This is a genomic window from Corynebacterium sp. LK2510, assembly GCF_040946405.1.
Classification (GTDB): domain Bacteria; phylum Actinomycetota; class Actinomycetes; order Mycobacteriales; family Mycobacteriaceae; genus Corynebacterium.
Genome location: NZ_JAYWLR010000019.1, coordinates 1 through 26,813, shown reverse-complemented (window position 1 = coordinate 26,813; position 26,813 = coordinate 1). Strand labels below are relative to the sequence as shown.

26 protein-coding genes are annotated in these 26,813 nt (G+C 64.3%); 18 read left to right on the top strand and 8 right to left on the bottom strand.

The features are described from left to right. Positions 1-236 precede the first annotated feature (236 nt). Positions 237-1,532, bottom strand: a complete 1,296-nt coding sequence (gene aceA / locus VVR41_RS09335) for an isocitrate lyase (protein WP_321100992.1) — start codon at positions 1,530-1,532, stop codon at positions 237-239. A 454-nt stretch (positions 1,533-1,986) separates the two neighbouring features. Between aceA and VVR41_RS09330 the strand changes: the two genes are divergently transcribed. From VVR41_RS09330 to VVR41_RS09310, 5 genes are all read left to right on the top strand, one after another. Beyond that, entirely contained in the window at positions 1,987-4,212 is a 2,226-nt protein-coding gene (locus VVR41_RS09330; protein WP_368524535.1) for a malate synthase G, read from the top strand. Between the two features lie 91 nt (positions 4,213-4,303). Continuing rightward, on the top strand, positions 4,304-5,797 hold the full coding sequence (locus VVR41_RS09325; RefSeq protein ID WP_368524534.1) for a DUF1846 domain-containing protein: 1,494 nt from the start codon (positions 4,304-4,306) through the stop codon (positions 5,795-5,797). 19 nt (positions 5,798-5,816) lie between these two features. Beyond that, positions 5,817-6,524: a PIG-L deacetylase family protein gene (locus tag VVR41_RS09320; RefSeq protein ID WP_368524533.1), complete on the top strand. Its 708-nt coding sequence runs from the start codon at positions 5,817-5,819 to the stop codon at positions 6,522-6,524. Positions 6,525-6,575: 51 nt separating this feature from the next. Beyond that, complete coding sequence (locus VVR41_RS09315) at positions 6,576-7,457, top strand: 3-hydroxyacyl-CoA dehydrogenase (RefSeq protein ID WP_368524532.1); 882 nt, start codon at positions 6,576-6,578, stop codon at positions 7,455-7,457. Between the two features lie 33 nt (positions 7,458-7,490). Beyond that, positions 7,491-8,372 carry a rhodanese-related sulfurtransferase gene (locus VVR41_RS09310; protein WP_368524531.1) on the top strand — a complete coding sequence of 294 codons (882 nt, stop codon included), beginning with the start codon at positions 7,491-7,493 and terminating at the stop codon, positions 8,370-8,372. Positions 8,373-8,398: 26 nt separating this feature from the next. Here the strand turns inward: VVR41_RS09310 and VVR41_RS09305 are convergent, their stop codons facing one another. The 3 genes from VVR41_RS09305 to VVR41_RS09295 form a co-directional block, all read right to left on the bottom strand. Beyond that, entirely contained in the window at positions 8,399-8,869 is a 471-nt protein-coding gene (locus tag VVR41_RS09305) for a hypothetical protein (protein ID WP_321102334.1), read from the bottom strand. A gap of 10 nt (positions 8,870-8,879) precedes the next feature. Next, positions 8,880-9,887 (bottom strand): universal stress protein, encoded by a 1,008-nt coding sequence (locus tag VVR41_RS09300; RefSeq protein ID WP_368524530.1) that lies wholly within the window; start codon positions 9,885-9,887, stop codon positions 8,880-8,882. Positions 9,888-9,950: 63 nt separating this feature from the next. Then, complete coding sequence (locus tag VVR41_RS09295) at positions 9,951-10,439, bottom strand: MarR family winged helix-turn-helix transcriptional regulator (RefSeq protein ID WP_368524529.1); 489 nt, start codon at positions 10,437-10,439, stop codon at positions 9,951-9,953. 119 nt (positions 10,440-10,558) lie between these two features. On the opposite strand from VVR41_RS09295, the gene VVR41_RS09290 reads away from it, so the two are divergent. From VVR41_RS09290 to VVR41_RS09245, 10 genes are all read left to right on the top strand, one after another. Beyond that, positions 10,559-10,921 carry a DUF5318 family protein gene (locus VVR41_RS09290; RefSeq protein WP_368524528.1) on the top strand — a complete coding sequence of 121 codons (363 nt, stop codon included), beginning with the start codon at positions 10,559-10,561 and terminating at the stop codon, positions 10,919-10,921. A gap of 282 nt (positions 10,922-11,203) precedes the next feature. Next, entirely contained in the window at positions 11,204-13,342 is a 2,139-nt protein-coding gene (locus VVR41_RS09285) for a transglycosylase domain-containing protein (RefSeq protein WP_368524544.1), read from the top strand. 5 nt (positions 13,343-13,347) lie between these two features. Beyond that, the gene (locus VVR41_RS09280; RefSeq protein ID WP_368524527.1) at positions 13,348-14,838 is read left to right on the top strand and encodes a glycosyltransferase family 87 protein; all 1,491 of its coding nucleotides are present in this window, start codon (positions 13,348-13,350) and stop codon (positions 14,836-14,838) included. Beyond that, a complete protein-coding gene (locus VVR41_RS09275; protein ID WP_321102338.1) occupies positions 14,838-15,026 on the top strand; it encodes a hypothetical protein in 189 nt (62 codons plus the stop codon). Before VVR41_RS09280 ends, VVR41_RS09275 begins: the two co-directional genes overlap by 1 nt. Positions 15,027-15,058: 32 nt before the next feature. Continuing rightward, positions 15,059-15,511: a hypothetical protein gene (locus tag VVR41_RS09270; protein ID WP_368524526.1), complete on the top strand. Its 453-nt coding sequence runs from the start codon at positions 15,059-15,061 to the stop codon at positions 15,509-15,511. Between the two features lie 159 nt (positions 15,512-15,670). After that, positions 15,671-15,958 (top strand): 30S ribosomal protein S6, encoded by a 288-nt coding sequence (rpsF, locus tag VVR41_RS09265; protein WP_321102323.1) that lies wholly within the window; start codon positions 15,671-15,673, stop codon positions 15,956-15,958. A 56-nt stretch (positions 15,959-16,014) separates the two neighbouring features. Further along, positions 16,015-16,596 carry a single-stranded DNA-binding protein gene (locus VVR41_RS09260; RefSeq protein ID WP_321102321.1) on the top strand — a complete coding sequence of 194 codons (582 nt, stop codon included), beginning with the start codon at positions 16,015-16,017 and terminating at the stop codon, positions 16,594-16,596. A gap of 48 nt (positions 16,597-16,644) precedes the next feature. Then, on the top strand, positions 16,645-17,097 hold the full coding sequence (rplI, locus tag VVR41_RS09255) for a 50S ribosomal protein L9 (RefSeq protein ID WP_321102319.1): 453 nt from the start codon (positions 16,645-16,647) through the stop codon (positions 17,095-17,097). 472 nt (positions 17,098-17,569) lie between these two features. Then, positions 17,570-19,021 carry a replicative DNA helicase gene (gene dnaB, locus VVR41_RS09250; RefSeq protein ID WP_368524525.1) on the top strand — a complete coding sequence of 484 codons (1,452 nt, stop codon included), beginning with the start codon at positions 17,570-17,572 and terminating at the stop codon, positions 19,019-19,021. A gap of 132 nt (positions 19,022-19,153) precedes the next feature. Continuing rightward, entirely contained in the window at positions 19,154-19,345 is a 192-nt protein-coding gene (locus VVR41_RS09245; protein ID WP_368524524.1) for a hypothetical protein, read from the top strand. A gap of 9 nt (positions 19,346-19,354) precedes the next feature. Here the strand turns inward: VVR41_RS09245 and VVR41_RS09240 are convergent, their stop codons facing one another. The 3 genes from VVR41_RS09240 to VVR41_RS09230 are packed head-to-tail and all read right to left on the bottom strand — an operon-like array spanning position 19,355 to position 23,227. After that, positions 19,355-20,671: an MFS transporter gene (locus VVR41_RS09240; protein ID WP_368524523.1), complete on the bottom strand. Its 1,317-nt coding sequence runs from the start codon at positions 20,669-20,671 to the stop codon at positions 19,355-19,357. A 53-nt stretch (positions 20,672-20,724) separates the two neighbouring features. Then, positions 20,725-22,992, bottom strand: a complete 2,268-nt coding sequence (locus VVR41_RS09235; RefSeq protein WP_368524522.1) for a heavy metal translocating P-type ATPase — start codon at positions 22,990-22,992, stop codon at positions 20,725-20,727. 34 nt (positions 22,993-23,026) lie between these two features. Then, the gene (locus VVR41_RS09230) at positions 23,027-23,227 is read right to left on the bottom strand and encodes a heavy-metal-associated domain-containing protein (RefSeq protein WP_368524521.1); all 201 of its coding nucleotides are present in this window, start codon (positions 23,225-23,227) and stop codon (positions 23,027-23,029) included. Between the two features lie 202 nt (positions 23,228-23,429). On the opposite strand from VVR41_RS09230, the gene trxA reads away from it, so the two are divergent. Together trxA and VVR41_RS09220 are read left to right on the top strand one after the other, a co-directional pair. Then, positions 23,430-23,816 (top strand): thioredoxin, encoded by a 387-nt coding sequence (trxA, locus tag VVR41_RS09225; RefSeq protein ID WP_368524520.1) that lies wholly within the window; start codon positions 23,430-23,432, stop codon positions 23,814-23,816. Between the two features lie 133 nt (positions 23,817-23,949). Continuing rightward, positions 23,950-24,798: a PspA/IM30 family protein gene (locus tag VVR41_RS09220; protein WP_368524519.1), complete on the top strand. Its 849-nt coding sequence runs from the start codon at positions 23,950-23,952 to the stop codon at positions 24,796-24,798. Positions 24,799-24,905: 107 nt separating this feature from the next. Here VVR41_RS09220 and VVR41_RS09215 read toward each other — a convergent pair whose 3' ends face one another. Beyond that, positions 24,906-26,186: an NYN domain-containing protein gene (locus VVR41_RS09215; protein ID WP_368524518.1), complete on the bottom strand. Its 1,281-nt coding sequence runs from the start codon at positions 26,184-26,186 to the stop codon at positions 24,906-24,908. Between the two features lie 238 nt (positions 26,187-26,424). On the opposite strand from VVR41_RS09215, the gene VVR41_RS09210 reads away from it, so the two are divergent. Further along, positions 26,425-26,799, top strand: coding sequence for a GntR family transcriptional regulator (locus VVR41_RS09210; RefSeq protein ID WP_368524517.1), 375 nt, complete (start codon positions 26,425-26,427; stop codon positions 26,797-26,799). Positions 26,800-26,813: the final 14 nt, after the last annotated feature.

Here is a 26,813-nt window from a genome sequence, read left to right as displayed (position 1 = left end):
ACAGGAGGGCATTGGTTGTATCTCCTCGGTTGGGTGCGTCGGTCAGGTGGGGTAGGGCGGGGAAGGAGGGCGTGTCGGGCCAGGGTAGGGGGCTGGGTGGCTAGTGCGGGGTACGCAAAAAGGGGAAACCTAGCCGGGCTGGTTTCCCCTTGTGGTTGCGGCCCGGGAGTCACCTGGCCGCGGTCACGGCCGGGTGTGAGAAGCCCCGGGTCCAATCAGGTTCTCAATAAGAACCCTTAGAACTGGGCCTCTTCGGTGGAGCCCTTCAGCGCTGCGGTGGAGGTGTTCGGGTCGACGGTGGTGGCGATGCTGTCGAAGTAGCCGGCACCAACCTCGCGCTGGTGCTTGACGGCGGTGAAGCCACGCTCCTCGGCGGCCTTGAACTCGCGGTTCTGCAGGTCGACGAAGGCGGACATGCCCTCGCGTGCGTAGCCGTGAGCCAGGTCGAACATGCCGTAGTTGAGGGAGTGGAAGCCAGCCAGGGTGATGAACTGGAAGGCGAAGCCCATGGCGCCGAGCTCCTTCTGGAACTTCGCAATCTCCTCCGGGGAGAGGTGCTTGGACCAGTTGAAGGACGGGGAGCAGTTGTAGGCGAGGAGCTGGTCCGGGAACTCGGACTTGACGCCCTCGGCGAACTTCTTGGCCAGCTCGAGGTCCGGGGTACCGGTCTCCATCCAGATGAGGTCGGCGTAGGGAGCGTAGGACTTCGCGCGGGCGATGCAGGGCTCGATGCCGTTCTTCACGTAGTAGTAGCCCTCTGCGGACTTCTCGCCGGTGAGGAACTGCTGGTCGCGCTCGTCGACGTCGGAGGTGATGAGGGTTGCGGCCTCAGCGTCGGTGCGGGCGATGATCACCGTCGGGGTGTTGGCAACGTCGGCAGCCAAACGAGCGGAGGTCAGGGTGCGGATGTGCTGCTGGGTCGGGATGAGCACCTTGCCGCCGAGGTGGCCACACTTCTTCTCGGAAGCGAGCTGGTCCTCCCAGTGGGTACCGGCGGCACCGGCGTTAATCATGGCCTTCTGCAGCTCGTAGACGTTCAGGGCGCCACCGAAGCCGGCCTCACCGTCGGCGACAATCGGGACAACCCAGTTGTCCACGGAGTCGTCGCCCTCGACGCGGGCGATCTCGTCTGCGCGCAGCATGGCGTTGTTGATGCGGCGGACGACGTTCGGCACGGAGTTGGCCGGGTACAGGGACTGGTCCGGGTAGGTGTGTCCGGCGAGGTTAGCGTCGCCGGCGACCTGCCAACCGGAAAGGTAAACGGCCTTCAGACCACCACGGACCTGCTGCACGGCCTGGTTACCGGTCAGAGCGCCGAGGGCGTGGATGTAGTTGCCGTCGCCCTGGTTGACGCCCTCCCAGAGGATCTCTGCGCCGCGGCGTGCGAGGGTGTGCTCCTCGACGACGGTGCCCTGGAGCTTCTCCACCTGCTCGGCGGTGTAGTCGCGGGTGACGCCGGCCCAGCGGGGATTCTCGTCCCAGTCCTTCTGGATCTCAGCTGCGGTGCGGGCCTTACCGGTGTTGGTCGTCATAGTTTCGTCCCTTTCCGTGGACTGTGTGCGGACTGTGCGCGTACGCACTCAATCTTAATCTATGTGAACTACGCCACGTTGTGTTGGCGATAACACGAGTATCTATACGCCATCGGGGTCCGTCAATGAATGTTCATTGTGATGTTTCGTGCGGGGGGAGAAGGCGTTTCTGCTAATTTTGCAAAGCTTTCTACCGCCTCCGCCCACGGGAAAACGTGCACATTGGCAGCTAAGGGCGGGTGTGTCTAGCAAAGCCAGCCGCGAACGCCGCGCGAAGCGGGGGTAAAAAACCGGGCAATGAGGGGACGAAAAAGTGTCATTATGGGGGTGATGGCGCGCCCGAGTCGGCCAAAACCGTTTACTTGCGTGATCGGCGTCACTAACCTCGGCTAGTACCGAGCAGCTAACACAAGTCTTTGCTGCTTTACGTTTCAGCGAAAGGATCGAGTCACTCATGAGCTCTTCTCCGAAAGAATCCGCCTCCGGATCCACCGACCAAACCCAGCGTGTTGAGGTGGCCGGCCTGCAGGTGGCCCAGCCGCTGTACGACTTCGTTACCAATGACCTTCTGCCCGAGATTGAGAAGGAGACCGGTCTGAGCGCCGAGCAGTTCTGGGCGAAGGCAGCGGAATACTTCGCTGAGCTTTCCCCACGCAACAAGGAGCTGCTCGCCCGCCGCGATGAGCTTCAGGCGCAGCTGGACGATTACTACCGCGCCAACCCGGGGCAGCCGGATCCGGTCGAGCACGAGAAGTTCCTGCACGAGATCGGATACCTCGTTGAGCAGCCGCGCGACGCACAGATCCGCACTGCCGACGTGGACACTGAGTTCGCCGACGTCGCCGGCCCCCAGCTCGTCGTGCCGATTACTAACGCCCGCTTTGCCATCAACGCAGCGAACGCGCGCTACGGATCGCTTTACGACGCGCTCTACGGCACCGATGTCATCCCGGAGGACGGCGGAGCCGAGCCTGGCACGGGCTACAACCCGGTGCGTGGCGACAAGGTCATCGCCTGGGCACGCGACTTCTTGGACAAAGCCGTCCCCCTCGACGGGGCATCGCACGCGGACGTGGAGAAGTACTCCGTTACTGGCGGAACGTTTGTTGCCATTGTTGGCGGCAACGAGGTTGGACTCACCAACCCCGAGGCCTACGTCGGATACCAGGGCAGCGAGGATGCCCCCGAGGGCATCGTGCTGCGCAACAACGGCCTGCACCTCATCATTCAGATCGACGCCGAGCACCCGGTGGGTTCCACCGACAAGGCGCACGTCAAGGACGTCCTGCTCGAGTCCGCGGTGAGCTCCATCATGGACTTCGAGGACTCCTCCTCTGCAGTCGACGGCGCCGACAAGGCTGCGGCCTACGCCACCTGGTTCGGCCTGAACAAGGGCGACATCGCGGAGACCGTGGCCAAGGGCGAGAAGTCCTTCACGCGCGTTCAGAAGGACGACATCACCTACACCTCCACCAGCGGCGAGGAGGTCCGCTTGCACGGCCGCGCGATGATGCTGTGCCGCAACGTCGGCCACCTCATGACCACCCCGGCCATCCTCGTCGACGGTGAAGAGGTGCCCGAGGGGCTTCTCGACGCCCTCATCACCGTCGCCGCCGCCATCCCGGGCCTGCGCGAGGTCAACCCGCACCGTAACTCCCGCACCGGCTCGATGTACATCGTCAAGCCGAAGCAGCATGGCCCGGACGAGGTGGCGTTCACCAACGACATCTTCGACTACGTGGAAAACCTGCTCGGCTTGCCGCAGCACACCGTCAAGGTCGGAGTTATGGACGAGGAGCGCCGCACCTCCGTCAACCTCGACGCCTGCATTGTCAACGCCGCCGACCGCCTCGTGTTCATCAACACCGGCTTCCTCGACCGCACCGGTGACGAGATCCACACCTCTATGTACGCCGGCCCGTTTGTTCGCAAGGCGGACCTGCAGACCGCACCGTGGAAGCAGGCGTACGAGAACAACAACGTCGACGCTGGCCTCGAGCACGGACTGCCGGGCCGCGCCCAGATTGGCAAGGGCATGTGGGCCGAAACTGAGCACATGGCTGCCATGGTGGACAAGAAGATCGGCCAGCCCAAGGAGGGTGCGAACACCGCGTGGGTGCCCTCGCCGACCGGCGCCACCCTGCACGCCACCCACTACCACCAGGTTGACGTCAAGGCCGTCCAGGACGAGCTGCGCCAGCAGGGCCGCCGCGACAGCCTGAAGGACCTGCTCACCGTCCCCGTCGCCACGGACGCGAACTGGTCCGACGAGGAAAAGCGCGAGGAGGTAGACAACAACTGCCAGTCCATCCTCGGTTACGTGATCCGTTGGGTCGAACAGGGCGTGGGCTGCTCCAAGGTGCCCGACATCCACAACGTCGACCTGATGGAGGACCGCGCGACCCTGCGCATCTCCTCCCAGATCCTGGCTAACTGGATCACCCATGGTGTGGTCACGAAGGACGAGGTGCTTGAGTCTCTGGAGCGGATGGCGGAGGTCGTCGATAAGCAAAACGAGGGCGACGCCGCCTACCGTCCGATGGCTCCGAACTTTGATGAGTCCATCGGGTTCCAGGCGGCGAAGGACCTGATCTTTAAGGGCACCGAGTCGCCGTCCGGTTACACCGAGCCGATCCTTCACTCGCGCCGTCGCGAATTCAAGGAGAAGTACGGCCTGTAAGCCGACGCGAACTGGCGTGCCCGGAGGCGAAGAAATCGCGCCGGGCACGCTAAGCTTTTGAGGCGTTGTCGGACGCGAAAGGATGGCACCGTTGCCATACACTGTTGGTTTTGACCGGGAAAAATACATCGAATTGCAGTCGGAGCACATCAGTGCCCGACGCAGCGCAATCGGGGGAAAGCTCTACCTGGAAATGGGTGGCAAGCTTTTCGACGACCACCACGCCTCACGCGTCCTGCCCGGGTTCACCCCGGACAATAAAATCGCCATGCTCGAGCGCATTAAGGACGAAGTCGAGATCATGGTGTGCGTCAACGCCAGCGACATCCTCCGCCAAAAAATTCGCGCCGACCTCGGTATCACCTACGAAGACGACGTGCTCCGGCTTATCGACGCATTCCGCGACCTCGGGTTCCTCGCGGAAAACGTCGTGGTCACCCAGGTAGAGGACGGCACCCCGCAGGTGGAGCAGTTCATCGAGCGCCTCACCCGCCTCGGCTTGAAGGTCTCTCGCCACCGCGTCATCCCGGGCTACCCGAACGACACCGCGGCGATCGTTTCGGAGAGTGGCCTCGGGATCAACGAATACGCGGAAACCAGCCGCGATCTGATCGTGATGACCGCGCCGGGCCCGGGGTCCGGCAAGCTGGCCACCTGCCTGAGCCAGATCTACCACGAGCACAAGCGCGGCATCCCGACTGGTTACGCGAAGTTCGAGACGTTCCCAATCTGGAACCTGCCGCTGAGCCACCCGGTCAACCTGGCCTACGAGGCTGCGACCGCGGATCTGGACGACATCAACGTCATCGACCAGTACCACCTCGAGGCCTACGGCGAGAAGGTCTCGAGCTACAACCGTGACATTGAGGTCTTCCCGCTGCTTAAGGCCCTGCTCAAGGAGGTCACCGGCGAGGAGCCTTACCAGTCGCCGACCGACATGGGCGTCAACATGGCGGGCTACTGCATCTCTGACGACGCCGCCTGCCGCCACGCCGCGAACCAGGAGATCATCCGCCGCTACCTCAAGACGCTTGTCGAGGAACGCCGCGACGACACCGATTCCACCATCTCCGATCGCATCTACCGCGTTATGCGCAAAGCCGAGTGCTCCGTCGAGGACCGGCTCGTGGTCGCGCCGGCGCGCGCCGTCGCCACGCAGACCGGCGAGCCGGGTGTCGCTCTCGAGCTTCCCGGAGGCGACATCGTCACTGGCAAGACCTCCGACCTGCTCGGCCCGTCCGCGGCCGTGCTGCTCAACGCGCTCAAGCAGCTCGCCGGGCTGGATGATGCGGTGCACCTGCTCTCGCCGACGTCGATCGAGCCGATCCAGTCGTTGAAGACGACGTACCTCGGCTCACGCAACCCGCGCCTGCACACCGATGAGGTGCTTATCGCCCTGTCGGCCTCTGCCGCCGACAACCCGGACGCGGCGCGCGCCCTTGAACAGCTGCCCAAGTTGCGCGGCTGCGACGCCCACGCCACGACCATCCTGGGCTCCGTCGATGAAGGCATCTTCCGCAGCCTCGGCGTGATGGTGACCTCCGACCCGGAGTACTGGAAGAAGGCGCTCTACCACAAGCGTTAGTCCACGTAGGGTGGGGCGCATGACATCGATGGAGCGCCTAGACCTGACCGCCGACGACCGCGTACTGGCGGTGGTCGCCCACCCTGACGATATGGAATATGGGGCCTCGGCCGCCGTGGCGAAATGGGCCGCGGACGGAGTCGAGGTCTCCTATCTCCTGCTCACCCACGGCGAGCACGGCATCGCCGGATCGGCCCCAGCGGAGACCGCCCGCGTGCGGACCCGGGAACAGCGCGAGGCATGTGCGTGCGTGGGCGCGGTTAACCTCACCATCCTCGACTTCCCGGACGGGATGTTGACCTACGGGCTTGAGCTGCGCGAAGCGGTCGCGCGTGAGATTCGTAAGGTCAAACCCACAGTAGTGCTCACCCAGAACTTCGATACCGTGGTTCCCTGGGGTTTGAACCAGGCCGACCACCGCGTCGCCGGACTCGTGGCGCTTGATGCCGTGCGCGACGCCGGCAACGAGTTCCTCTTTCCTGATGCCGGTGAGAAACACCAGGCCTCACTGTTGCTTATCACTGGACACCCGTCGCCCACGTGCGCGGTGGAGATCGCTCACGAGCACGTGCGGGCAGGTATCGACTCCCTCTCTTCACACGAGGTCTACCTCGCCGCGCTACCAGATCACGCGAAACCCGAAGACATCATCGGCGACGCTGCCCGCGCCGGGGGAGAGGCACTGGGGACCGAGTACGCGATCGCGTTTAGGTCCTTCCCGCTGTAGCCCCCCGCTGAAGCCAAGCCAGATGCTCCGGCCGAGCGTACACTCGCGGCCATGAACATAACCAACGTCACAGTCCTCGGCGCCGGAGTTCTCGGCGCGCAAATTGCCCTGGTCACGGCAGTCCGTGGCTTTAACGTCGTCTCCTATGACATCAATGACGACGCGCTTGAGGCCGCGAAGAAGCGCTTCGACACGTTTGGAAAGCAAATGGCGGCGGAGCTTGACGATGTCACCGCGGACACCGTCGCGGAAGGCCGGGAACGCCTGCGCCAGAGCTCAGACCTAGAGGATGCGGTAAAGGATGCTGATCTCGTTATCGAGGCCGTGCCCGAGAAGCTAGAGATCAAAAAGGACACCTGGGCCCGCGTCGGCAAGGCCGCGCCGGACAATGCCGTCTTTGCTACCAATACCTCTACTTTGCTTCCCAGCTCGTTTGCGGAGGCTACCGGGGACCCGTCGCGCTTCCTCGCGCTGCACTTTGCCAACCACATCTGGGTCAACAACACCGCCGAGATCATGCCGCACGATGGTACCGACCCGGCACTCGTCGATGTCCTCGTCGAGTTCGCGGAAGCGATCAAGATGGTGCCGGTGAAACTGAAGAAGGAACAGCCGGGCTACATCGTGAATACGCTTCTGGTGCCCTTCCTCCAGGCGGGCCAGTACCTTCTGGCCAACGATGTTGCCGAGCCCGCGGACATCGACCGCGACTGGCGCAACTCCACCGGTTCGCCGGCCGGGCCGTTCGAGATCATGGATGTCGTGGGCTTGCGCACGGTGCTTTCCGTCAACGAGTCCGAGGACAGTCAGGAGGAGTGGAAGAAGGACTTCGCTGTCATTGTGAAGCAGATGATCGAGGACGGCCGGATCGGTGTCGAGTCGGGCGAGGGCTTTTTCCGCTACGACGACGAGGGCAACCGCATCGACGAATAGCCTCGCGCCCGGTACCGGTCATAGACTCTTGGTATGACCGGCAAGATCCTCCTGTACTACAAGTTCCAGCCCATCGCCGACCCGGACGCCGTCCGCCTCTGGCAGCGCGACCTGTGCGAAGGGCTGGACCTGCACGGGAGGATTATCGTCTCCCCGCACGGTATCAACGGCACCGTCGGCGGCGACATCCGCGCGTGCAAGACGTACGCGCGCAAGACCAAGGAGTACTTCTCCGGCATTGAATTCAAGTGGTCGGAGGGTGGGCGCGACAGCTTCCCCAAACTCAGCGTTAAAGCCCGCGATGAGATCGTCGCCTTCGGCGCCCCGGACGAGCTCACCGTCGGCGAGGACGGGGTCATCGGGGGAGGGGTTCACCTTTCGCCAGAGCAGGTCAACGAGCTTGTCGATGCCAACCCGGACGCCGTATTTTTCGACGGCCGCAACGCCCGGGAGGCGGAAATCGGCCGCTTCAAAAATGCCGTCGTGCCGGATGTGGACACCACCCACGACTTCATTGCAGAGCTCGAAAGCGGCAAATACGACTGGATGAAGGACCGCCCGGTCATCTCGTACTGCACGGGCGGCATCCGCTGCGAGGTGCTCTCCAGCCTGATGATCAACCGCGGGTTCAACGAGGTCTACCAAATCGACGGCGGCATCGTCCGCTACGGCGAGAAGTTCGGCAATGACGGGCTGTGGGAGGGCTCGCTCTACGTCTTTGACAAGCGCATGCACACCGAGTTCGGCGCACCCGATGACCCGAACTTCGTCCAGCTCGGCCACTGCACGCACTGCGGTGACGCCACGAACCAGTTCTACAACTGTGCCAATGAGCCCGAGTGCCGCACCCAGTACCTGAGCTGCGAGGGCTGCCGCGACACGACGCAGCTGTGCGGAGAGTGTGCGGCGGCCTAGCCCCCGGCAGGTGAGGCGCAGTCGGTTTAGGCGCTGTCGAAGGCGAGGATGCCGATGGTGACGGTCAGCCACCACATCGTGAACGGGACCAGCGGCAGCCAGAACACGCCCATCCACGGCATCCACCGCTCGTAGCGGTTGAGCTTGCGCACCATCAGCACGGCGCAGCCGAGCACACCCACGACCGGCGGGAACGAGTTGATCACAGCCCACCATGTCCGGGCGCTCGGGGTGCACAGCCACGTGGCCGTCCCGGCGTCGCAAAGCGGGCCGCCCTGAAGGCGAAACGGCAGCGCGGTGAGCAGGCCGATGAGTGCCGTGAGTGCCAGGGTCGCGGCGGCGTAGGTGATGGCCTGACGGGTCGAGCGCCGGTTGCGCTGCGCCTCCTCCAGCGGGTCGGGCAGGTCAGCGAGCTCGTCGAAGTCACGCGGCTCAGGTCGCACCCGGTTGGAATAGTCGGCGCCTGACTGCAAATCATTTTCGGGGTGCTCGCTCATGGCCCCCACCTTAAGCTTCTGGTGCTGCGGTGCGCGGGTAAATCAAAACTGGGGCTGGAGCGTGCCGCAGCAGGGAGTCTGCGCGGTCACCGGCGTCGACGCAGTTAGGTTCGGCGGATACGTGCGAGCCCAGGCAAATGAGATCGCCGCGCTTCCACTTCACGGAATTGATGGCCTTTTTCCAACCATTGCCGTGGGCCAGCTCCCGTTCGACCACGAGCGCGTCCGCAGCGTCTGTGCCGCGCAACTCGCTGAGCGTGCGGTACGCCTCGTCGCGGGCGAGGTCGAGAAGCGCCAGCGAGGCCTCGTGCCAGTCGGGGCTTTCGGTGACGGCATTGATGTCTACGTCGAAGGCGTCGTCTTGCGGCAATTCCGGGATGACAGAGAGAAGGCGCAGCGGCACGTCCAGCCTGTGCGCGAGCATCGCCGCGTGCGCCAACCCGGATGTGTCCGTCCCCTGGTCGGCATAGAGGAAGGCAAAGGTGACGCGGGTGACACCCTTTTTGGACAGTTTCAGTCCAGTGGGAACCAGACCCAACGGAATCGGGGAGGTACCCAACAGGGCGTCGGTGGGGCAGGAGGAAGAAAAGCGCGCCTTCTTTCGCTTCGGACCCGACCCCAGCACGATGATGTCTGCCTCGGATTTCCGGGCGGAGCTAATGAGGGAAGCGGGTCCGTCGGTGGCGTCGACAATCGTGCACGGCTCGTCCGCGATCTGCGCCGCGGGAAGAGCCTCCCCGAGGATCGTCTTCGCTGCTGCGGTGACCTTGCTTGTTTCCTCGCGCAACCACTTCGCGTACTTCTTCGGCGACAGCGAATTGGTCCACTTCCTCTTGACGGTGGAGAAAACACTGACGGTTACAGGCACCGATTTGCCGAGCCATGCGGCGACGGCGACGCTGTCGGAGCCAGACGGGCTCCAGCCGACGGCGACGCGCAGAGGGCGCGCCTCGGAGTCGGAGGAGGTGGCGCCGGAATCGGACTGAGCCGCGTCATGACGAACAAGTGCAGAGGGCATTGAGTGAAGAAGGAGGGTCGGGGGCGTGACAACCCCATTATCTACTCTCCCCGGCGTTCTCCGTTAACCGAGGTCCCTTCTAGGACCTTTGGCGTAGGCCTCACCGAGGGCATTGATGACGTCCGTGAGGTCGTCGGCCTTGCGTAATTGGTCCTCGCTCAGTGTGCCGATCATGTCGGCGAGGTAGCGGGTGCGCTCATCTCCGACGCGCTCGAGCTCTGCGCGACCTGCGTCCGTCAATTCGACGGTGACTCCGCGGCGATCCGTCTCATTGCGGGTGCGACGCACCAGCTCGCGCTTTTCCAGCTGGTTGATCGTGTTCGAGGCGGTCGGCATGCGCACACCCTCGGCGTCGGCAAGCTGGCTGATCCGCGACGGACCATCGTCCTGGAGCCGGGTCATGATCGACAGCTGCGGTCCCGACAATGCGGACTGTTCGGCGATGCGGAAGTACGTGACGTAGAGCTTGGTCATCGCAGGCCGGATCCGTTTCGCAATCTCGAGCGGGTCGGGGTGTCCGGCCTGCTGTGCGGGCGTGTCTGCTTCAGTCATGTCTTTCCTTCTTTGCCTCACAAAACTAGTTGCCGATGCTACCATCGCTACTTTTTTGTGTTGTCTGTGCGGTATTTGTCCGGCCCGCCTGGCGGGGTGCCGTGGGTAGGATGGCGCCGATGTTTGCCTACACCCGGGAAATCTCCCACGAGCTGCAGCGGCGCGCGACGCTGCGGGCCTATGCGCGCGACGCTGTGGACAAGGATTTCGTGTGCGACGCCGACTTTTTGCTTCGCGCCGCCGCGCAGCACCATGGTGTCGACTCGCCTCGACCCTGTCCGATCTGCGAAAAAACTATGCGTGTGGTTGCATGGGTCTACGGTGAGAATCTAGGCCGCCGCTCCGGCACGGCCCGCAGCGCAGAGGAAATCGACGCGTTGGTGGCCGAAGTCGGGTCGATCACCGTCCATCAGGTGGAGGTGTGCACCCACTGCCGCTGGAACCATCTCCTCAAAGAGCTCACGGCGTCGCCGGTGGTGTGATTTCGCAGCGGAGGAAGTAGGGTAACACCTAATATTTCCGTCTCTCCCGGCTGGGCCCCGAAGGTGCGGTGCACGCGCCGAATGCGGGCAACAATGCCGAGGTGGAGTGCGGAAATCGACCGAGTGTGGGTAATTCTTAGGACAATCCAGGGACGTTTCGTGACAAACAAGGATGATCGCAGCCCCAAGGGCAACGCTTCTCGACGTGCAACCGGGCGCGCCGCCTCCACCGCGGCCGCGGGCTGGAGCGCCGTTCGCGCCCGCGCGCCGCGCAGCCGCGCTATGCAGTGGCTGCTTGCGGCTCTGCTCGGCTTGCTCCTGCTCGCCGCGGTTCCGTTAGCCTGGTTCGGCTGGCAGTACGCCCGCGCGGACATCCCGCAGCCCGGCGAAATCGAGGCCGCGCAGGTGTCGCAGATTTTCTTCAACGACGGACAAACCGAGCTCGCCCGAGTGGTCCCGCCCGAGGGCAATCGCGTACAAATCCCGCTCGAGGAAGTCCCCGAAGAGGTACAAAACGCGGTGCTCGCCGCCGAGGACCGCGACTTTTGGACTAACTCAGGCTTCTCCTTCACCGGCTTCGCCCGTGCTGCCGTGGGACAGCTCACCGGCAATTCGTCGGCCGGCGGTGGTTCCACCATCACCCAGCAGTACGTGAAGAACGCCCTCGTGGGCAACGAGCACTCCTACGAGCGCAAGGCCAAGGAGCTGGTCTACTCCATCAAGATGACCAACTCTTGGAGCAAAGAGGAGATCCTCAACGCCTACCTCAACACGGTCTACTTCGGCCGCAACGCCTACGGCATTGAGGCCGCAGCGCAAGCCTTCTTTGATAAGCCGGCCCGCGACCTGACCCCGGAGGAGGGCGGTGTTCTCGCCGCCTCCATCCAGCTGCCCAGCCAGCTCGACCCGTGGAACAACCCGGAGGGCTCCCGTGCGCGCTGGGACTACGTCATGGACGGTCTTGTCGAGATGGGCGAGCTGACCCCCCAAGAACGCGACAACCTCGTCTACCCCGAGACGCGTGACCCGGAGGGCTACTCCGCCTACACCGAGGCCACCGGCCCCAACGGACTGATCAAGAACCAGGTCATCGAGGAACTCCAGCGCATCGGCATCACCGAAGACGACCTGACCAACCGTGGTTTGGAAATCACCACCACGGTTGACGCCACGACGCAGGCAGATGTCGAGCGTATCTCTACGCAGCGCCTGGCCAGCCTGCAGGACGACGCCCGTGCGGCGGTCGTCGCGATCGACCCGAACACGGGTGCAGTGCGCGCCTACTACGGCGGCGACGAAGCCAGCGGCTGGGACTACGCCAACGCCGGTCTCCAGACCGGTTCGACCTTCAAGATCTTCGCGCTGGCGGCTGCCCTCCAGCAGGGCATCCCGCTGACGGCAACCTTCGACGCCTCCCCGGTGACCCTGCCGGGCAACATCGTGGTGACCAACTCGGACGGCAGCGGCGGCGGAATGCTGACGATGACCGAGGCAACCCGCACGTCGTCCAACACCGCGTTCATGCGTATCCAGAACGAGCTGGCCAACACCACCCAGGACACGGCTGATATGGCACACGCCCTCGGCGTGGCCAGGTCGATCCCGGGCATCCCGGTCACGCTGCGCGAAAACGGCGGCCAGCCCTACGAGGGCATCGTTCTGGGCCAGTACCAGTCGCGCGTGCTCGACATGGCCACCGCCATGGGCACGCTGACCAACCGTGGTGTGTATAAGCCGACCCACTTCGTACAGAGAGTCGTCGACGCCGCGGGCAACACCCTCTACGAGGTGGACCCGGGCTACGAAGAGCGCCGCGTATCTGAGCAGGTCGCCGACAACGTGATGCAGGCGCTGCAGACAGTGGTGCCCTACTCCAACGCCACGCTCGCGGGCGGACGCCCGTCCGCCGGCAAGACCGGTACCGCCCAGCTGGGCGACACGGGTAACAACAAGGATGCGTGGATGGTCGGCGCAACCCCGCAGCTCGCTGTCGCGGTGTGGGTCGGTACCGCCGATAACACCAGCGCCATTTTCAACGAGTGGGGCGGCAACATGTTCGGCTCCGGAACCCCGGCGCAGATCTGGAAGGACGTCCTCGACACCACGCTTGAGGGCCAGGAGTTCCGCAGCTTCCCCGACGCGACACCCGTCTACTGGGGTGTAAATCCGTACAGCGGTGGCACCGGCCTCGGTGGCGGGTACTACAGCGGCTACGGGTATGGCTATGGTGCGAGTGCCGGCGGCGCGACCGGTGGCACCGGTGCGGATACCTCCGCTCCGGCAGCACCGGCGGAACCGGAACCCGCCCCGGTACCTGAGCCTGTCGCACCCGCACCAGCTCCGGCGCTTCCGGTGGCGCCGCCACCGCCACCGCCGGTCCAGGACGCGATTGACGCTTTCGGCAACCTGTTCGGCGGCTAGGGGCCATGGCGGTTCAGCAGACCCCACAACTTACGACCGAGCGCCCGAGTAGGTGGCCCGACCCCGCAGAGCGGGTGTCGCCCGCCCTCACGGAGCCCGCGGCGGCGGGGTGGATTGAATTCCTCGGCGGGCGCATGGGGCGTTTTGCGGCCATCGGCCGCGCCCGCTTCTTCACCCCGCTGCGTACCATCCTCGCCGTCGCGTGGGCGTTTATGTTCCTCGGTGCCCTGGCCAAGTCGAATTGTGCGCAGGGCGTGGCCGATGAGTCTGGCGTGCTCCAACTCAATTGGGATGGCAACCGCCAGTACACCTCGTTTTGCTACAACGACATCGTCCCGCTCTACGGCGGGCGCGGGTTGGATCAGCCCGGGTTCGTTTACGACTTCTCCTGGGTCGAGGGTGACCTGACCCGCTACATGGAATACCCGGTTCTCGCCGGCTTGTTCCAGGGCGCGATGGGATTCGTTGCGCGCAACACCTACTTCTTGGCGGATAATGTCTTGCCCGAGGTTGGCTGGTACTTCTACCTCACCGCGCTGGTCATGGCGTGCCTGTGGGTCGCTACCGCGCGCATGGTTGCGGAGCTCGCCGGCAACCGTGTCTGGGACACCTTGCTCGTCGTCGGTAGCCCGCTGCTGATCATGCACGCGTTCACCAACTGGGATATTCCATCCATCTTCTTCTTGGTCGCGGCCCTGCTCGCGGCGCGCAACCGTAAGTTCTGGCTCGCCGGTGCGCTGATCGGCCTGGGCACTGCGTTCAAGCTGTGGCCGCTGTTCGTCCTCGGCGCGTACCTGACGCTGGCCATTCGCAAACGCGAGTGGGCGCCGTTCGCGGCGATGACCGGTTCGGCGGTGCTGACCTGGATAGCCGTGAACCTTCCCGTCTACCTCCGCAACCCGGAGGCGTGGGGCGAGTTCAACCGGCTCAACACCGAGCGCTCCTGGGAATGGACGACCATCTACGCGGTCATCTCGCGCGCGACGGGCTGGTCCGGTTTCGACGGCCCCGGTACGCCGACGATCCTCAACACAGTGACCCTGGTGCTGTTCCTCGGCGGCTGCCTGTTCGTGCTCATCCTCGGGCTCAAGGCACCACAGATGCCGCGCGTGGCGGAGCTTGCGTTCCTGATCGTCGCCTTCTTCCTACTCTTCAACAAGGTGTGGAGCCCCCAGTACTCGCTGTGGTTAGTTATTCCCGCTGTGCTCGCCCTGCCGCACTGGCGCCTGCTGTTGACGTGGATGACGGTGGACATGATGGTCTGGCCAATCCTCATGTGGTACATGCTCGGCACGGAGAACAAGGGCCTGCCGGGTGAGGCTCTCAACCTGGTGGTGCTCGGTCGCGACGCGCTCATCGTGGTGATGATGGTGCTCGTCGTCCAACAGATGCTCGGACGCCGCCGCGACAAGGTGCGCGATGCTCACCACGGCATGGACCCGTTGGCGAGCCGGCCCGAAGAGTGGACACGGGCGCGGACTGAGGTGCACGCGTGATGGGAGCAACGGGCGTGGGGATCGCCTCTATCGTGGTCGGTTTTGTCCTGATTGGGGCGGCGTTCCTCGCGGTGAACAAGGGCGAGCGCACTGGCCTCGCTGTCGCACTCGGCATCGCGGCGTTCATCTTCATTACGATCATCCCGGTCTTTCTCGCGGTCTTTATCGCTGTGCCGAATCCTGGCTAAATCTGAAAAGCGTGCCTAGGGTCGGTGGGGTCATGTCCCCAACACGAAACGAGGCAACCGTGAAGCGAACCCTGACCGTCCTTTCCGCAGCCGCCACCTCCGCCCTTCTTGTTGCGTGTGCGAACACCAACCAGCAGAACCCGACGACGACTGAGACCTCGACGTCGGTTGTTGAGACGACTCGGCAGGAGACATCTTCGGCCGCCGATACCGCGAACACTGACGACGGCCAGGCGGCGCAGGCAGCGCCGGTTGCCGGCGGCGAGCTGGCGAGCGCGGTGACCGGCTACACCGATGAGGCCCGTCGTGGGATGGCGGACGAGGGTGTTACCGAGGCGGAGATCGAGCAGGTTCTCGCGGATGCGCTGAGCAACGCACCCGGAGTCAAGATCGATTGGAGCGACAACGGCTACCACGAGATCGAGTCCGGCGAGATCGAGATTGACATCCAGCCGGACGGCACCGTGGTCGACGTCGACCGTTAAGGCGAAGGCGGCGTCTCTGCGGGCGTCGTTAAGCATTTTGCCCCGCCTCCTACCTGGGGTAGGCTGGCGTGGTTGCTTGACGCAACGAACCCTCCTGCCGCCGCACAATGCGACGGCCGAAACCATACATATTTAAGACCATAGGAGGTGATGAGGTCCGTGCGTCACTACGAAGTAATGATCATCCTCGATCCGCAGCAGGATGAGCGCACCGTTGCCCCGTCCCTGGACAAGTTCCTGGAGATCGTCCGCAAGGACAAGGGCACAGTGGAGAAGGTTGATGTCTGGGGCAAGCGTCGTCTCGCCTACCCGATCAACAAGAAGGAAGAGGGCGTCTACGCCGTTGCCAACCTTGTTTGCGAGTCTGAGACCGTAAACGAGCTCGACCGTGTTCTGAACCTGAACGACAACATCTTGCGCACCAAGGTTCTGCGCACCGACAAGTAAGAGCGGATAGGCTCGTTTCCAACGAATCGAGCGTCTTGCGAGGAAGGTAAAAGAACATGGCCCAAGGAGATACCCCGATCACCGTCGTTGGCAACCTCGTTGCTGACCCGGAGCTGCGTTTCACCCCGAGCGGTGCCGCAGTGGCGAATTTCCGCATCGCGTCCACCCCGCGCACGTACAACCGTGACACCAACCAGTGGGAGGACGGAGAGGCCCTGTTCCTGACGTGCAACGTGTGGCGCCAGGCTGCCGAGAACGTCGCTGAGTCCCTGTCGAAGGGCATGCGCGTAATCGTCAACGGGCGTCTCCGCCAGCGTTCTTACCAAACTCGCGAGGGCGAGAACCGCACCGTGTTCGAGGTCGAGGTCGACGAGGTCGGCCCGTCCCTGAAGTACGCCACTGCTTCCGTAACCCGTACGCCGCGTGAGGGCGGCCAGGGTGGTTACGGCGGCGGACAGCAAAACCGCAACGACAGCGGTTTCGGCGGACAGCAGGGTGGCTTCGGCGGTCAGCAGACCCGCCCGCACGTGGTTCCGCAGAACAACCAGGGCGGCAATCAGCAGCCCCAGAATGATCCGTGGAACTCAGCTCCCCCCGCCGGTGGTTTCGGCGGCATGGACGACGAGCCCCCGTTCTAAGCGTTTTCACCACTCCAGATTTATTCAACTTTAGGAAGGTTAGGATTTATGAAGCTGATCCTCACCGCTGCCGTTGAAAACCTTGGCGAGCCCGGCGATGTTGTCGAGGTCAAGGACGGCTACGGACGTAACCTCCTGCTCCCGCGCGGCATGGCCATCCCGGCCACCCGCGGCGCAGAGAAGCAGATCGAAGATATCAAGCGTGCACAGGCTGAGCGCCAGGTCCGCGACCTGGATCACGCCAAGGAGCTGCGCGACCAGCTTGACCAGCTGACCGGCGTTCAGGTCAAGGTCCGCGCTTCCGACGGCGGCAAGCTGTTCGGCTCCGTTAAGCCGGCCGACATCGCTGCAGCCGTCAAGGCTGCCGGCGGCCCGAACCTGGATAAGCGTCGCATCAACGTGCCGAAGGGTCTTGTCACCAAGACCGGCGGTTTCCAGGTCAAGGTTAACCTCCACGATGACGTGGAGGGCAAGGTGAACTTCGAGGTCGTAGGCGCTTAATTTCGCCTGACGACGACCAGGGCGCCACGCGCCCCAAGGTCCAACGACAACAGCTTTAGCGCGGGTCCCACTTGTGAGGAGTGGGGCCCGCGCTTTCGTTTGCGCTTTTCGCTTATCGACGCCCCCTTGCCCTCCTGTGGACAACTCGACTAGTCCTGTGAACACATCGCGTGGCGGTACCGGGACACTTCGGCATTGTCAAACCCGGTGGTCGGCGGGGGTGGTGTCTTCCTTTGGCTGGCGGCATGGTGAATAAAATGCCCTTGAACTGCAAGGATAGTGTGGGACTGGTGGGTGCTTCACCAGTTGTACACCGCTTATCCACAAGCCTTCGGTGGCGACCTGCGCCTTGTTGTGAGCTGTACACAGATTGTCCACAACCCCTGTGGATAACTGGTGTCGCGCAGACCGTTCGGGGTGGAGAATGACCGCCCGACGAGTACGATGAACCCGGTTGCAAGGGAGGACTTCAATGGCAGCAGAACCCAGCGCGAGCTTCGACGACGACTACACCCCGCCGCCCGAACCGGACGACATCCCGCCGCGCGGCGGCGGATCGAGCCGGCGCGACTCCTTCGATAGCGGACGCGGGGACCTGCGCGAGTACCGCAGGCCCCCGCACGATGAGCGTGCGGAGCGCGGCGTTCTCGGAGCGATGCTGCTGAGTCCGGACACCGTCGTCGACGTGGTAGAAAACCTCGTTCCGGACGACTTCTACTTCCCGGCTCACCAGCTCATCTACCAGGCTGTGCTCGACCTGTTTGCGCTGGGCAGCGACATTGACGTACTCATTGTGGCCGGCCGCCTCGACCGCCTGAATCAGCTCGACCGCGTCGGTGGCGCACCGTACCTGCATACGCTGATTTCCGAGGTGCCCACCGCGGCGAACGCCCGCTACTACGCGGACATCGTCGAGGAGAAGTCGCTTCTGCGCCAGCTGGTCAATGCCGGGACCCGTGTTGTGCAGTTTGGTTACGAGGGCGACGAGGGCTCTGAGGTCGAGCAGATCGTCGACCGCGCGCAGCAGGAAGTGTTTAAAGTGTCCAAGCGCCACACGGGGGAGGACTACCGGGCTCTCTCGGAGCTATTGCGCCCGACCGTGGACGAGCTTGCCGCGATTGAACAAGGCGGCGGGCTGGAGCGCGGCGTTCCTACCGGGTTCTTGGACCTAGACAGGCTAACGAACGGCCTGCATGCAGGCCAGATGATTATCATCGCGGCGCGACCAGGTGTGGGTAAGTCCACGCTCGCGCTGGACTTCATGCGCTCGTGCTCGATCACGCACGGGAAGACATCTGTGATCTTTTCGCTGGAAATGAGCGCCTCCGAGATCATCATGCGCATGCTGTCTGCGGAAACGGAGATCAAGCTGTCCGCGATGCGCTCCGGGCAGATGGAGGAGGGTGACTGGGAGAAGCTGACGCACCGACTGACCGAGATCCAGGATGCTCCGCTGTTCATCGACGATTCGCCGAACCTCACCATGATGGAGATCCGGTCGAAGGCTCGGCGTCTGAAGCAGACCCACGGTCTCGACCTCGTGGTGCTCGACTACCTGCAGCTGATGAGCTCGGGGCGCAAAGTCGAGTCGCGTCAGCAAGAGGTCTCCGAGTTCTCGCGTCAGCTCAAGCTGCTGGCGAAGGAGCTTGAGGTGCCGGTTATTGCGATCTCGCAGCTCAACCGTGGCCCTGAGGCTCGTACCGACAAGAAGCCGCAGTTGGCCGATCTCCGTGAGTCCGGATCGCTCGAGCAGGACGCCGACATGGTGTTCCTGCTCTACCGCCCCGACTCCCAGGACCGCGACGACGAGCGCGCTGGCGAGGCGGACATTATCGTGGCGAAGCACCGTGGTGGCCCGATCGACACCGTTCCGGTCGCCCACCAGCTGCACTACTCGCGCTTTGTCAACATGGCGCACGGCTAGGATCCCGGCACTAGTTGTGACGCTGGTCACTCTATTAGGAAAGGCTTACCAACGGTGACACGCCGTGATTATCGGATTATGATTGCCGACACGCAGCAGCGATAGACACTCACCACAAGGTAAGGAGGAGCCATGAACGTGCGATCCATCAAGGCGTCGGAACCGTGCGCTCGCACGATGGCCAGCCTTGACGACAGTATCACCGTCGCCAAGACCGGCGATTCGACCGTGCTGTTCAACCTGCCCCGCAACATCGAGGACATCGACAGCAAGACGACCCGCGCGACGGGTATCGGCGGCCGCATCCGCGAGCTGTTCCGCTAGGTCTAGCGTCTAGTTCAGCGACACGCCTCGCTGCTCGGGGAGGGTGAACGCGGCCGCGCAGGCAATCGCAAATGCGGCGGCAAAGACGGCGAACACCGCGACGGTGCCGCCGAAGGCCAGGATCGGGGGAACGATCAGCGGCGCAATAATGGAGCCGATGCGCCCAAACGTCGCGCCAGCACCGGTGCCGGTCGCGCGGATCGACGTCGGGTAGAGCTCCGGACCGATGGCGTAGAGCGCGCCCCACGCGCCGAGATTAAAGAACGACAACAGGCAACCGGCGGCGATGATCTGCCACTCCGCGCCTGCCATACCGAACAGGAACGCCGCCACCGCGGAGCCGGCGAGGAACGACGACAGCGTGAGACGGCGCCCCCAGACCTCGATGAGCCATGCCGCTGCGGCGTAGCCCGGCAGCTGGGCCATGGTGATGATCAGAGTGAAGGTAAACGACTTCACCAGGGTAAAGCCTTGGCCGATGAGCAGCGACGGAATCCAGATGAACGCGCCGTAGTAGGCCAGGGAAACGCAGAACCACACGACCCAGAACGCGGCGGTGCGCCGCCACAGCGCGGCGCCCCACAGACCGCCGGGGGTGTCGTGCTGGACGGGGGCGGAGGTGGCGTCGACAAGCGAGGTGTCCGCGGACTCCTCGAAGGAGCGCACGATGTCCTCGGCCTCGTCGTGTCGGCCCTTCGACTCAAGGAAGCGCACCGACTCGGGCAGCCCCATGCGGACATAGATGGCGTAGAGGGCAGGGACGGCACCGAGTACCAAACCCCAGCGCCAGCCGTTCTCCCCCTGGGAGACAACGAAGGTGCCGATGACGGCGGCAAGGATCCAGCCCACCGCCCAGAACGCCTCAAGGATGACCACCATGCGCCCGCGCACGCGGCGCGGGGAAAACTCGCTGACCAGTGTGGAGGCCACGGGAAGCTCGCCGCCGAGGCCGAGGCCCGTAATGAAGCGGAAGACCAGCAGCACCGCGACGGAGCCGACGAGCGCGGACGCGCCTGTGGCCAGGCCGTAAATCAGCAACGTTGCCGCGAACACTTGGCGGCGACCGATCTTGTCAGCGAGCAAACCGCCGAGCGAGGCACCGACTGCCATGCCGACGAATCCGGCGGATGCGATCCACGACGACGTTGTCGCATCGAGGTTCCAGTGCACCGCGAGAGCGGCGATGATGAACGACACCAGGCCGATGTCCATGGCGTCGAGAGCCCAGCCGATGCCGGACCCGACGAGGAGTTTGCGGTGCTTGCGGGTGACAGGCAGGCGATCGAGGCGCTCAGTCCTGCTGAGCTCAGCTGCGGGCGTGTGCATAGAGAGAAATGCTACCCCCGCCCGCGCCGGCGCGACCGCGACGCGGGTTCGTGCTACTTGCCGCCAGCCGAGGAGAACTGCGGGCGGAACCCGCGCAGGCGCAGAGAGTTGGACACCACGAACACCGAAGAGAACGCCATCGCGATGCCTGCCAGCATGGGATTGAGGAAACCGATGGCGGCGACGGGGATGAGGATCACGTTGTAGGCAAACGCCCAGAACAGGTTGCCCTTGATAGTGGCGAGGACTCGCCGGGAGAGACGGATGCCGTCCACGGCCGAGCCGAGCGAGTTACCCATCAGGGTGATGTCGGACGCCTCGATCGCAACATCCGTGCCCGCGCCCATGGCCATGCCCAGATCGGCCTGGGCAAGTGCTGCGGCGTCGTTGACACCGTCGCCGACCATGGCGACGTGCTTCCCTTGGCCCTGCAGCCGTTCCACTACGTCGACCTTGTCGGCGGGCCGCACCCCGGCGGTGACGTTGGCCGCATCGATGCCGACCTGCTCGGCCACCGCGCGGGCCGCGCCCTCGTTGTCGCCGGTGAGCAGGTGGGGGGTTAGACCGAGATCGCGCAGCGCCGAAATGGCCTCGAGCGAGTCGGGCTTGACCGTGTCGTGAATGGCCACCACGCCGACAGGTGCACCGTCGACCTCGACGGCGACGGCGGTACCACCGTCGCGCTCGGTGGCGGCGAAGGCCTCGGCCAGCCTGCCGAGGTCTGCAACCGGGCGGCCGACACGAACCTCGCGGCCGTCCACGACTGCCGAGGCACCGGCGCCGGGCTCGGTGGAGAAGCCCGTCACGTGGGCGGGCTCGCCCGGGTACGCGCGCACGATAGCCTGGGCGATCGGGTGCTCTGCGCCGGCCTCCACGGCCGCAGCAAGGGCGAGAACCTCGTCGGCGGCGTAGCCCTTGGCGGGGAAGGTATCGGTGACACTCATCTCACCGGTGGTGACGGTGCCAGTCTTGTCCAAGACGATGGTGTCCGCGCGGCGGGTGTTCTCCAGGATTTCCGGGCCCTTAATCAGCAGGCCCAGCTGGGCGCCGCGGCCGGTGCCGACGAGGATCGCGGTGGGCGTGGCCAGGCCCAGGGCGCAGGGGCAGGCGATGATGAGAACTGCGACCGCGGCCGTGAACGAGGCGGCGGCGCCGTAGTCGAGCGCGAGGTGCGCCACGAGCGAGATGAGGGAGATCACGATCACCGTCGGCACGAACACCCGGGAGATGCGGTCGACGAGCCGCTCCACCGGGGCCTTGCCGGCCTGCGCGTCGCGGACGAGCCTTCCCATCTGCGCCAGGGTCGTCTCCGAACCGACGCGGGTCGCCTCGACGATGAGCCGGCCCGAGGTGTTCAAGGTCGCGCCCGTGACCGTGGCACCGGGTTCGACGTCGACGGGGACGGACTCGCCGGTGAGCATGGATTCGTCAACAGCTGAGGCGCCCTCGATCACGCGGCCGTCGGTGGGGATCTTCTCGCCCGGGCGGACGATGAAGGTGTCGCCCACGGCGAGCTCGGAGACGGGGACGCGGACCTCGCGGCCGTCGCGAAGTACCGCGGCGTCCTTGGCGCCCATGTTGAGCAGGTCGCGCAGCGCCTGGGAGCTCTGCCCCTTGGCGCGGACCTCGAACCACCTGCCCAGCAGCAGGAAGGTGATGACCACGCAGACCGTTTCAAGGTAGATCTCGTCCATCCCGGTATCCGCCGGGAAAATGCTCATCTCCATCTGCATACCGGCGTGCCCGGCGTTGCCGAAGAACAGCGCCCAGATCGACCAGGCGTAGGCGGCGGTGGTGCCGAGGGAGACAAGGGTGTCCATCGTGGTCGCACCGTGGCGCAGGTTGGCCAGGGCGGCGCGGTGGAACACGGAGCCGGCAGAGAAGAACACCAGCGTGGTCGCCGCGAGTACTGCCCACTGCCAGTTGGTGAACTGCAGCGCCGGGACCATCGAGATGATCACGACGGGCACTGTCACCAGTGCGGACCACAGCGCGGTGCGCTTGAGGTGGGCGGCCTCGCGATCGCGGGCGTCGTCGATAAGCTCGTCCCCGCTTGCGGGGGAGTCGTCGCGCGGGGCGTGCGCCGGTGCGAGCTCGAAAGCGTCGTAGCCGGCACCGCGGATCGCGTCGACGAGGGCGTCGGGGGTCGTGCGCGCCGGGTCGAAGTCGATCGCGGCGGTCTCAGTGGAGAAGTTGACCGACGCGTCGACGCCGTCGAGTTTGTTGAGCTTGCGCTCAACTCGCGACGAACAGGAGGTACACGTCATGCCTGTGACCCCCAGCTCGAGGTGCTGGAGTGCGGGTATCTCAGGAGCTGTCATAGCTCCACCATATACCCGTCGGGGGTATTCGGGGCTAGGCCAGTGTGTAGCCGGCTTCGGTGACGGCGGCCGCCACCTGCTCGGTGGTGAAGCCCTCACCGGTTACCTCTACGGCGCCGGTGGTGTGGTCGACGGTGACGTCGGTGACACCGGCGATCTCGGAGATCTCCTCCTTCACGCTCATTGCGCAGTGTCCGCAGGTCATGCCCTCGACAGTGAACTGTTGGGTTGCCATGATTACCTCATTTCCGCCGGGGACCGGCTCGGGTTCGTTGCGCGGCCGATGGTACTCCTCCGCTGCGCGCTCGCGATGGTGTACGAAAGCGCTGTACGAAAGCGCTGCACGTGGGTGGTCTAGGAGGGCGGGGAATGAACAGGCTATTGGTACTGTTGAAACCCACGGACACACTAATAAACGACTGAAGGAGCAACCACCGATGAGCACCATCGATGTAACCGAAGACACCTTCGAGCAGACCGTCACCGCGGACGGCATCGTCTTCGTCGACGCGTGGGCCGACTGGTGCGGCCCCTGCAAGGCGTTCGCCCCGACCTACGAGAAGGCGTCCGAGGAGCACCAGGACGTGACCTTTGCCAAGCTCGACACCGAGGCTAACCAGCAGCTCGCGGCCGCGCTTGAGATCCAGGCGATTCCGACGCTGATGGCTTTCCGCGACGGCATCATGGTCTTCCGCAACGCGGGCGCGCTGCCGCCGGCCGCCTTCGACGACCTTGTTAACCAGGTCAAGGCACTCGACATGGACGACGTGCGCCGCCAGATCGCAGAGCAGAACCAGCAGAACCAGCAGGATCAGCAAGACTAATCCCGGCTGAGACCGCGCGGATTCCGCACAGCGCCCACCTGATGGTGGGCGCTTTTTTACGTAAACTCGGCAGTCAGAATCGCACAGGGTGCCTGCCCGAGCGGCGGGGTGCTCCAACGGAAAGGAAATAGCCATGGCCAATCCCTTCAGCAAGGGCTGGAAGTACCTCATGCAGTCGTTTGACTCGAAAATTGAGGAGCACGCGGACCCCAAGGTCCAGGTGCAGCAGGCGGTCGCGGAGGCGAAGCGCCGCCACCAGGAGATCTCCAACCATGCCGCGAGCATTATCGGCAACCGCAACCAGTTGCAGATGAAGCTGGAGCGCCTCCTCAAATCCCAGGATGACCTGCAGACGAAGGCGCGAACTGCGCTGCAGGCCGCCGATCAAGCTCAGGCGAACGGTGAGGCGGAGAAGGCCCAGCAGTTCAACAGCACCGCCGAGGTCATTGCCAGCCAGCTGGTCTCCGTCGAGCAGGAGATTGAGGCCACCACAACCTCGCTCGCCACCGCGGAGCAGGCTGCCGCCGAGGCTCAGAAGCAACAGAAGTTGTCGGAGGCGAACCTTCAGCAGCAGCTTAACGACGTCTCACAGCTCGAGCGCCAGATCGACCAGGCCACGATGCAGGAGCGCACCGCTCAGACGATGGACACCATCAACCAGTTTGGCGGCAACGACAACGTGCCCACGCTCGACGGCGTGCGCGAGAAGATTGAGCGCCGCTACGCCAGCGCGCTCGGCGCTCAGGAGCTGGCACAGAACTCCGTGACCGACCGCATGGTTGAGATCGAGTCCGCCGGCGGCGACGTCGCAGCGTCGAACCGCCTCGCCGAGATCCGCGCCTCGATGGGCGCAGGTGAGCTGGAGGCCGGCACGGAGACAACAGCCGAGGAGACTGCGGTCCAGGCGAATCCCCAGGCTGACACACTTGCCGAGGCAGAGGCCTACATCGAGGACGAAAAGAACGAGGAAACCGAGAAGTAAGTCGCGCTGCCGCGATGACGAAAGGCGGGCCGGGGATTTATCGTCCCCGGCCCGCCTTTCGCGTGAGGTAAGCGGCTCGCGCTTAGCCCGTGCCGTTCCTGCGGCCCTTACTCGGAGGTGTCGCGGATGTTAATCAAAACACCCCGGATGCCGGAGTGGAACCCGTCGCGAAGCGACACCCGCTGGCCTTCGGTGAGCGTGTACTCGTGGAGGGTTTCGCAGGCGAACTGAAGCAGCGGGCGGTCGATCTCCGGGGGGAGCCCGCCACCTGAGAGCATGTGCGCGTTATCGCGCTGCTCGGAAGAGGCGGCGTTGTCGTACCACCAGGTCGCGTACTGCTGCCCGACGTCGTAAGGCGTCTGGAACCCTGCTGAGGTCCACATTTCCTCGGGCAAAGGGACGTAGCGCGAGCGCAGCTTGCGGCGCGGCGCCATCATGGAGGGCTTCGGCGTCGGTTTCGGCGCTCCCGGTGCGGACGAAGCCTTCGGCGCAGGCGACTGGTTTTGCTGGTTGACCTCGGCCTCTACCTCGGATGGTTCATCGACGTCGAGGACGTAATCATCCCCGGGGTCGGAGGCGCGGTGGTCGCTTCGGGAGCCCGGAGTCGGGCGAGGCGGGGTCGCGGCGGGGCACCGTTCGCTTTCCGACGCCTCCCCGGCACCCTCGCTCACCTGCGCGGCGTCATCAGGGCACGCATCGTCGTCGGAACGACGCTGAACTGATTGCTCGCCTTCCTCGGGGCGCAGCGGGTTTCCGTAGGGAACCGGTGCGGGGCCTTCGTCGGCGTCGAGCGGTTCGGCGTCATCAAGCGGGCGCTCCCGAATGCTCGGCGGCAGCGGGCCCTCGAGAACCTGCAGCTGCATTGCGTCCGAGAAATCTTCGCGGGGGTCGAGGACCGTGGTGGTGTCGCACGCGTGGCGCAATGCGGAGGACATGGAATCCCAGCCGAAGCCGTAGAGGTGGACGCGTACGCCGTGGTTGGCGGCCTCCTCAACTCCCGGGATCATGTCGGCGTCGCCGGTGACGATTACGAAGTCACTGAAGTTGCCGCGGGTCGCGTTGACAACGATGTCCGCGACCAGGCGGGTGTCCACTCCCTTTTGGGTCCGGCGATCGCCCCACTCGATGAGCTGGCCGGTGCGTAGCTGCACGCCGTCGCAAGTGCGAAGCGCGCGCTGGTAGCGGTGCGGGCCGGACTCCGGGATCCCGTCGTACCAGTATTGGCGATGGACAGGCTGTTGAAGTTGCTGGGAGATCATCGTCCGAAGTGTTGCTACGACTTCGGGGAGGTCAATTTCTAACTGGGAACGTGCGCCGACTTCCCACGAGTTGTAAAAGCTCGCGAGCAGGTATGAGGTGTCGACAAATACGAGTGTGCGTTCAATCATGGCTCCTAGAATCCGTATCTACTATTGCTAATAACTTTCGTTTTGGGCACCTCCTAGTCTGCCCCACAAATGTCAAATAGTCACGGGCATCGCCATATACAGGCGAATCGTTACGGAATGGTCACAAAATGTGGTGCAAGCCGGCTTTCGTTGCCGAATGTGAGAACCGCTTATACGGTTGGTTACATAACTGACCAACGTGCTCCGACTGCGTAGTGCGCTAACCCCGCGAGTTGTGATGAACACCGAAGTTGAACCCCTCTTTAGCCAAGTCGCCACTTTTGTCGAGGACCTCATCCTCGACGGCAGCCTCAACCCGGGCGACCGGGCTCCGTCGACGAACGAGCTCGCCACCTTCCATGAGATCAACCCGGCCACTGCGCGCAAGGGCATCGCCATGCTTGTCGACGCCAACTTTCTCGAGACCCGGCGAGGAATCGGCACCTTCGTGACCGACGGGGCGCGCGAGGCCATCCTCATGGAGCGCCGGCACCACTTCGCGGCGCACTTCGTCGCCCCGCTTATCGACGAAGCACTGCGTCTCGGCTATACCCGTGACTCCCTCAACGGTCTGATGAGCCGAGTTGCCGAGAGCCGTGGAATGTACGGCTAAAAAACGCTTTTAAC

Bases quoted from the DNA above. Each gene is read 5' to 3' on its own strand.
- VVR41_RS09315 (WP_368524532.1), top strand. From the start codon at position 6,576: ATGAACATAACCAACGTCACAGTCCTCGGCGCCGGAGTTCTCGGCGCG.
- VVR41_RS09305 (WP_321102334.1), bottom strand. From the start codon at position 8,869: ATGAGCGAGCACCCCGAAAATGATTTGCAGTCAGGCGCCGACTATTCC.
- VVR41_RS09285 (WP_368524544.1), top strand. From the start codon at position 11,204: ATGCAGTGGCTGCTTGCGGCTCTGCTCGGCTTGCTCCTGCTCGCCGCG.
- VVR41_RS09230 (WP_368524521.1), bottom strand. From the start codon at position 23,227: ATGGCAACCCAACAGTTCACTGTCGAGGGCATGACCTGCGGACACTGC.
- VVR41_RS09260 (WP_321102321.1), top strand. From the start codon at position 16,015: ATGGCCCAAGGAGATACCCCGATCACCGTCGTTGGCAACCTCGTTGCT.
- VVR41_RS09330 (WP_368524535.1), top strand. From the start codon at position 1,987: ATGAGCTCTTCTCCGAAAGAATCCGCCTCCGGATCCACCGACCAAACC.
- VVR41_RS09235 (WP_368524522.1), bottom strand. From the start codon at position 22,992: ATGACAGCTCCTGAGATACCCGCACTCCAGCACCTCGAGCTGGGGGTC.
- VVR41_RS09300 (WP_368524530.1), bottom strand. From the start codon at position 9,887: ATGCCCTCTGCACTTGTTCGTCATGACGCGGCTCAGTCCGATTCCGGC.
- VVR41_RS09280 (WP_368524527.1), top strand. From the start codon at position 13,348: ATGGCGGTTCAGCAGACCCCACAACTTACGACCGAGCGCCCGAGTAGG.
- VVR41_RS09275 (WP_321102338.1), top strand. From the start codon at position 14,838: ATGGGAGCAACGGGCGTGGGGATCGCCTCTATCGTGGTCGGTTTTGTC.
- VVR41_RS09310 (WP_368524531.1), top strand. From the start codon at position 7,491: ATGACCGGCAAGATCCTCCTGTACTACAAGTTCCAGCCCATCGCCGAC.
- rplI (WP_321102319.1), top strand. From the start codon at position 16,645: ATGAAGCTGATCCTCACCGCTGCCGTTGAAAACCTTGGCGAGCCCGGC.
- VVR41_RS09270 (WP_368524526.1), top strand. From the start codon at position 15,059: ATGTCCCCAACACGAAACGAGGCAACCGTGAAGCGAACCCTGACCGTC.
- VVR41_RS09220 (WP_368524519.1), top strand. From the start codon at position 23,950: ATGGCCAATCCCTTCAGCAAGGGCTGGAAGTACCTCATGCAGTCGTTT.
- VVR41_RS09210 (WP_368524517.1), top strand. From the start codon at position 26,425: ATGAACACCGAAGTTGAACCCCTCTTTAGCCAAGTCGCCACTTTTGTC.
- VVR41_RS09215 (WP_368524518.1), bottom strand. From the start codon at position 26,186: ATGATTGAACGCACACTCGTATTTGTCGACACCTCATACCTGCTCGCG.
- VVR41_RS09240 (WP_368524523.1), bottom strand. From the start codon at position 20,671: ATGCACACGCCCGCAGCTGAGCTCAGCAGGACTGAGCGCCTCGATCGC.
- VVR41_RS09295 (WP_368524529.1), bottom strand. From the start codon at position 10,439: ATGACTGAAGCAGACACGCCCGCACAGCAGGCCGGACACCCCGACCCG.
- VVR41_RS09320 (WP_368524533.1), top strand. From the start codon at position 5,817: ATGACATCGATGGAGCGCCTAGACCTGACCGCCGACGACCGCGTACTG.
- trxA (WP_368524520.1), top strand. From the start codon at position 23,430: ATGAGCACCATCGATGTAACCGAAGACACCTTCGAGCAGACCGTCACC.
- VVR41_RS09290 (WP_368524528.1), top strand. From the start codon at position 10,559: ATGTTTGCCTACACCCGGGAAATCTCCCACGAGCTGCAGCGGCGCGCG.
- aceA (WP_321100992.1), bottom strand. From the start codon at position 1,532: ATGACGACCAACACCGGTAAGGCCCGCACCGCAGCTGAGATCCAGAAG.
- VVR41_RS09245 (WP_368524524.1), top strand. From the start codon at position 19,154: ATGAACGTGCGATCCATCAAGGCGTCGGAACCGTGCGCTCGCACGATG.
- dnaB (WP_368524525.1), top strand. From the start codon at position 17,570: ATGGCAGCAGAACCCAGCGCGAGCTTCGACGACGACTACACCCCGCCG.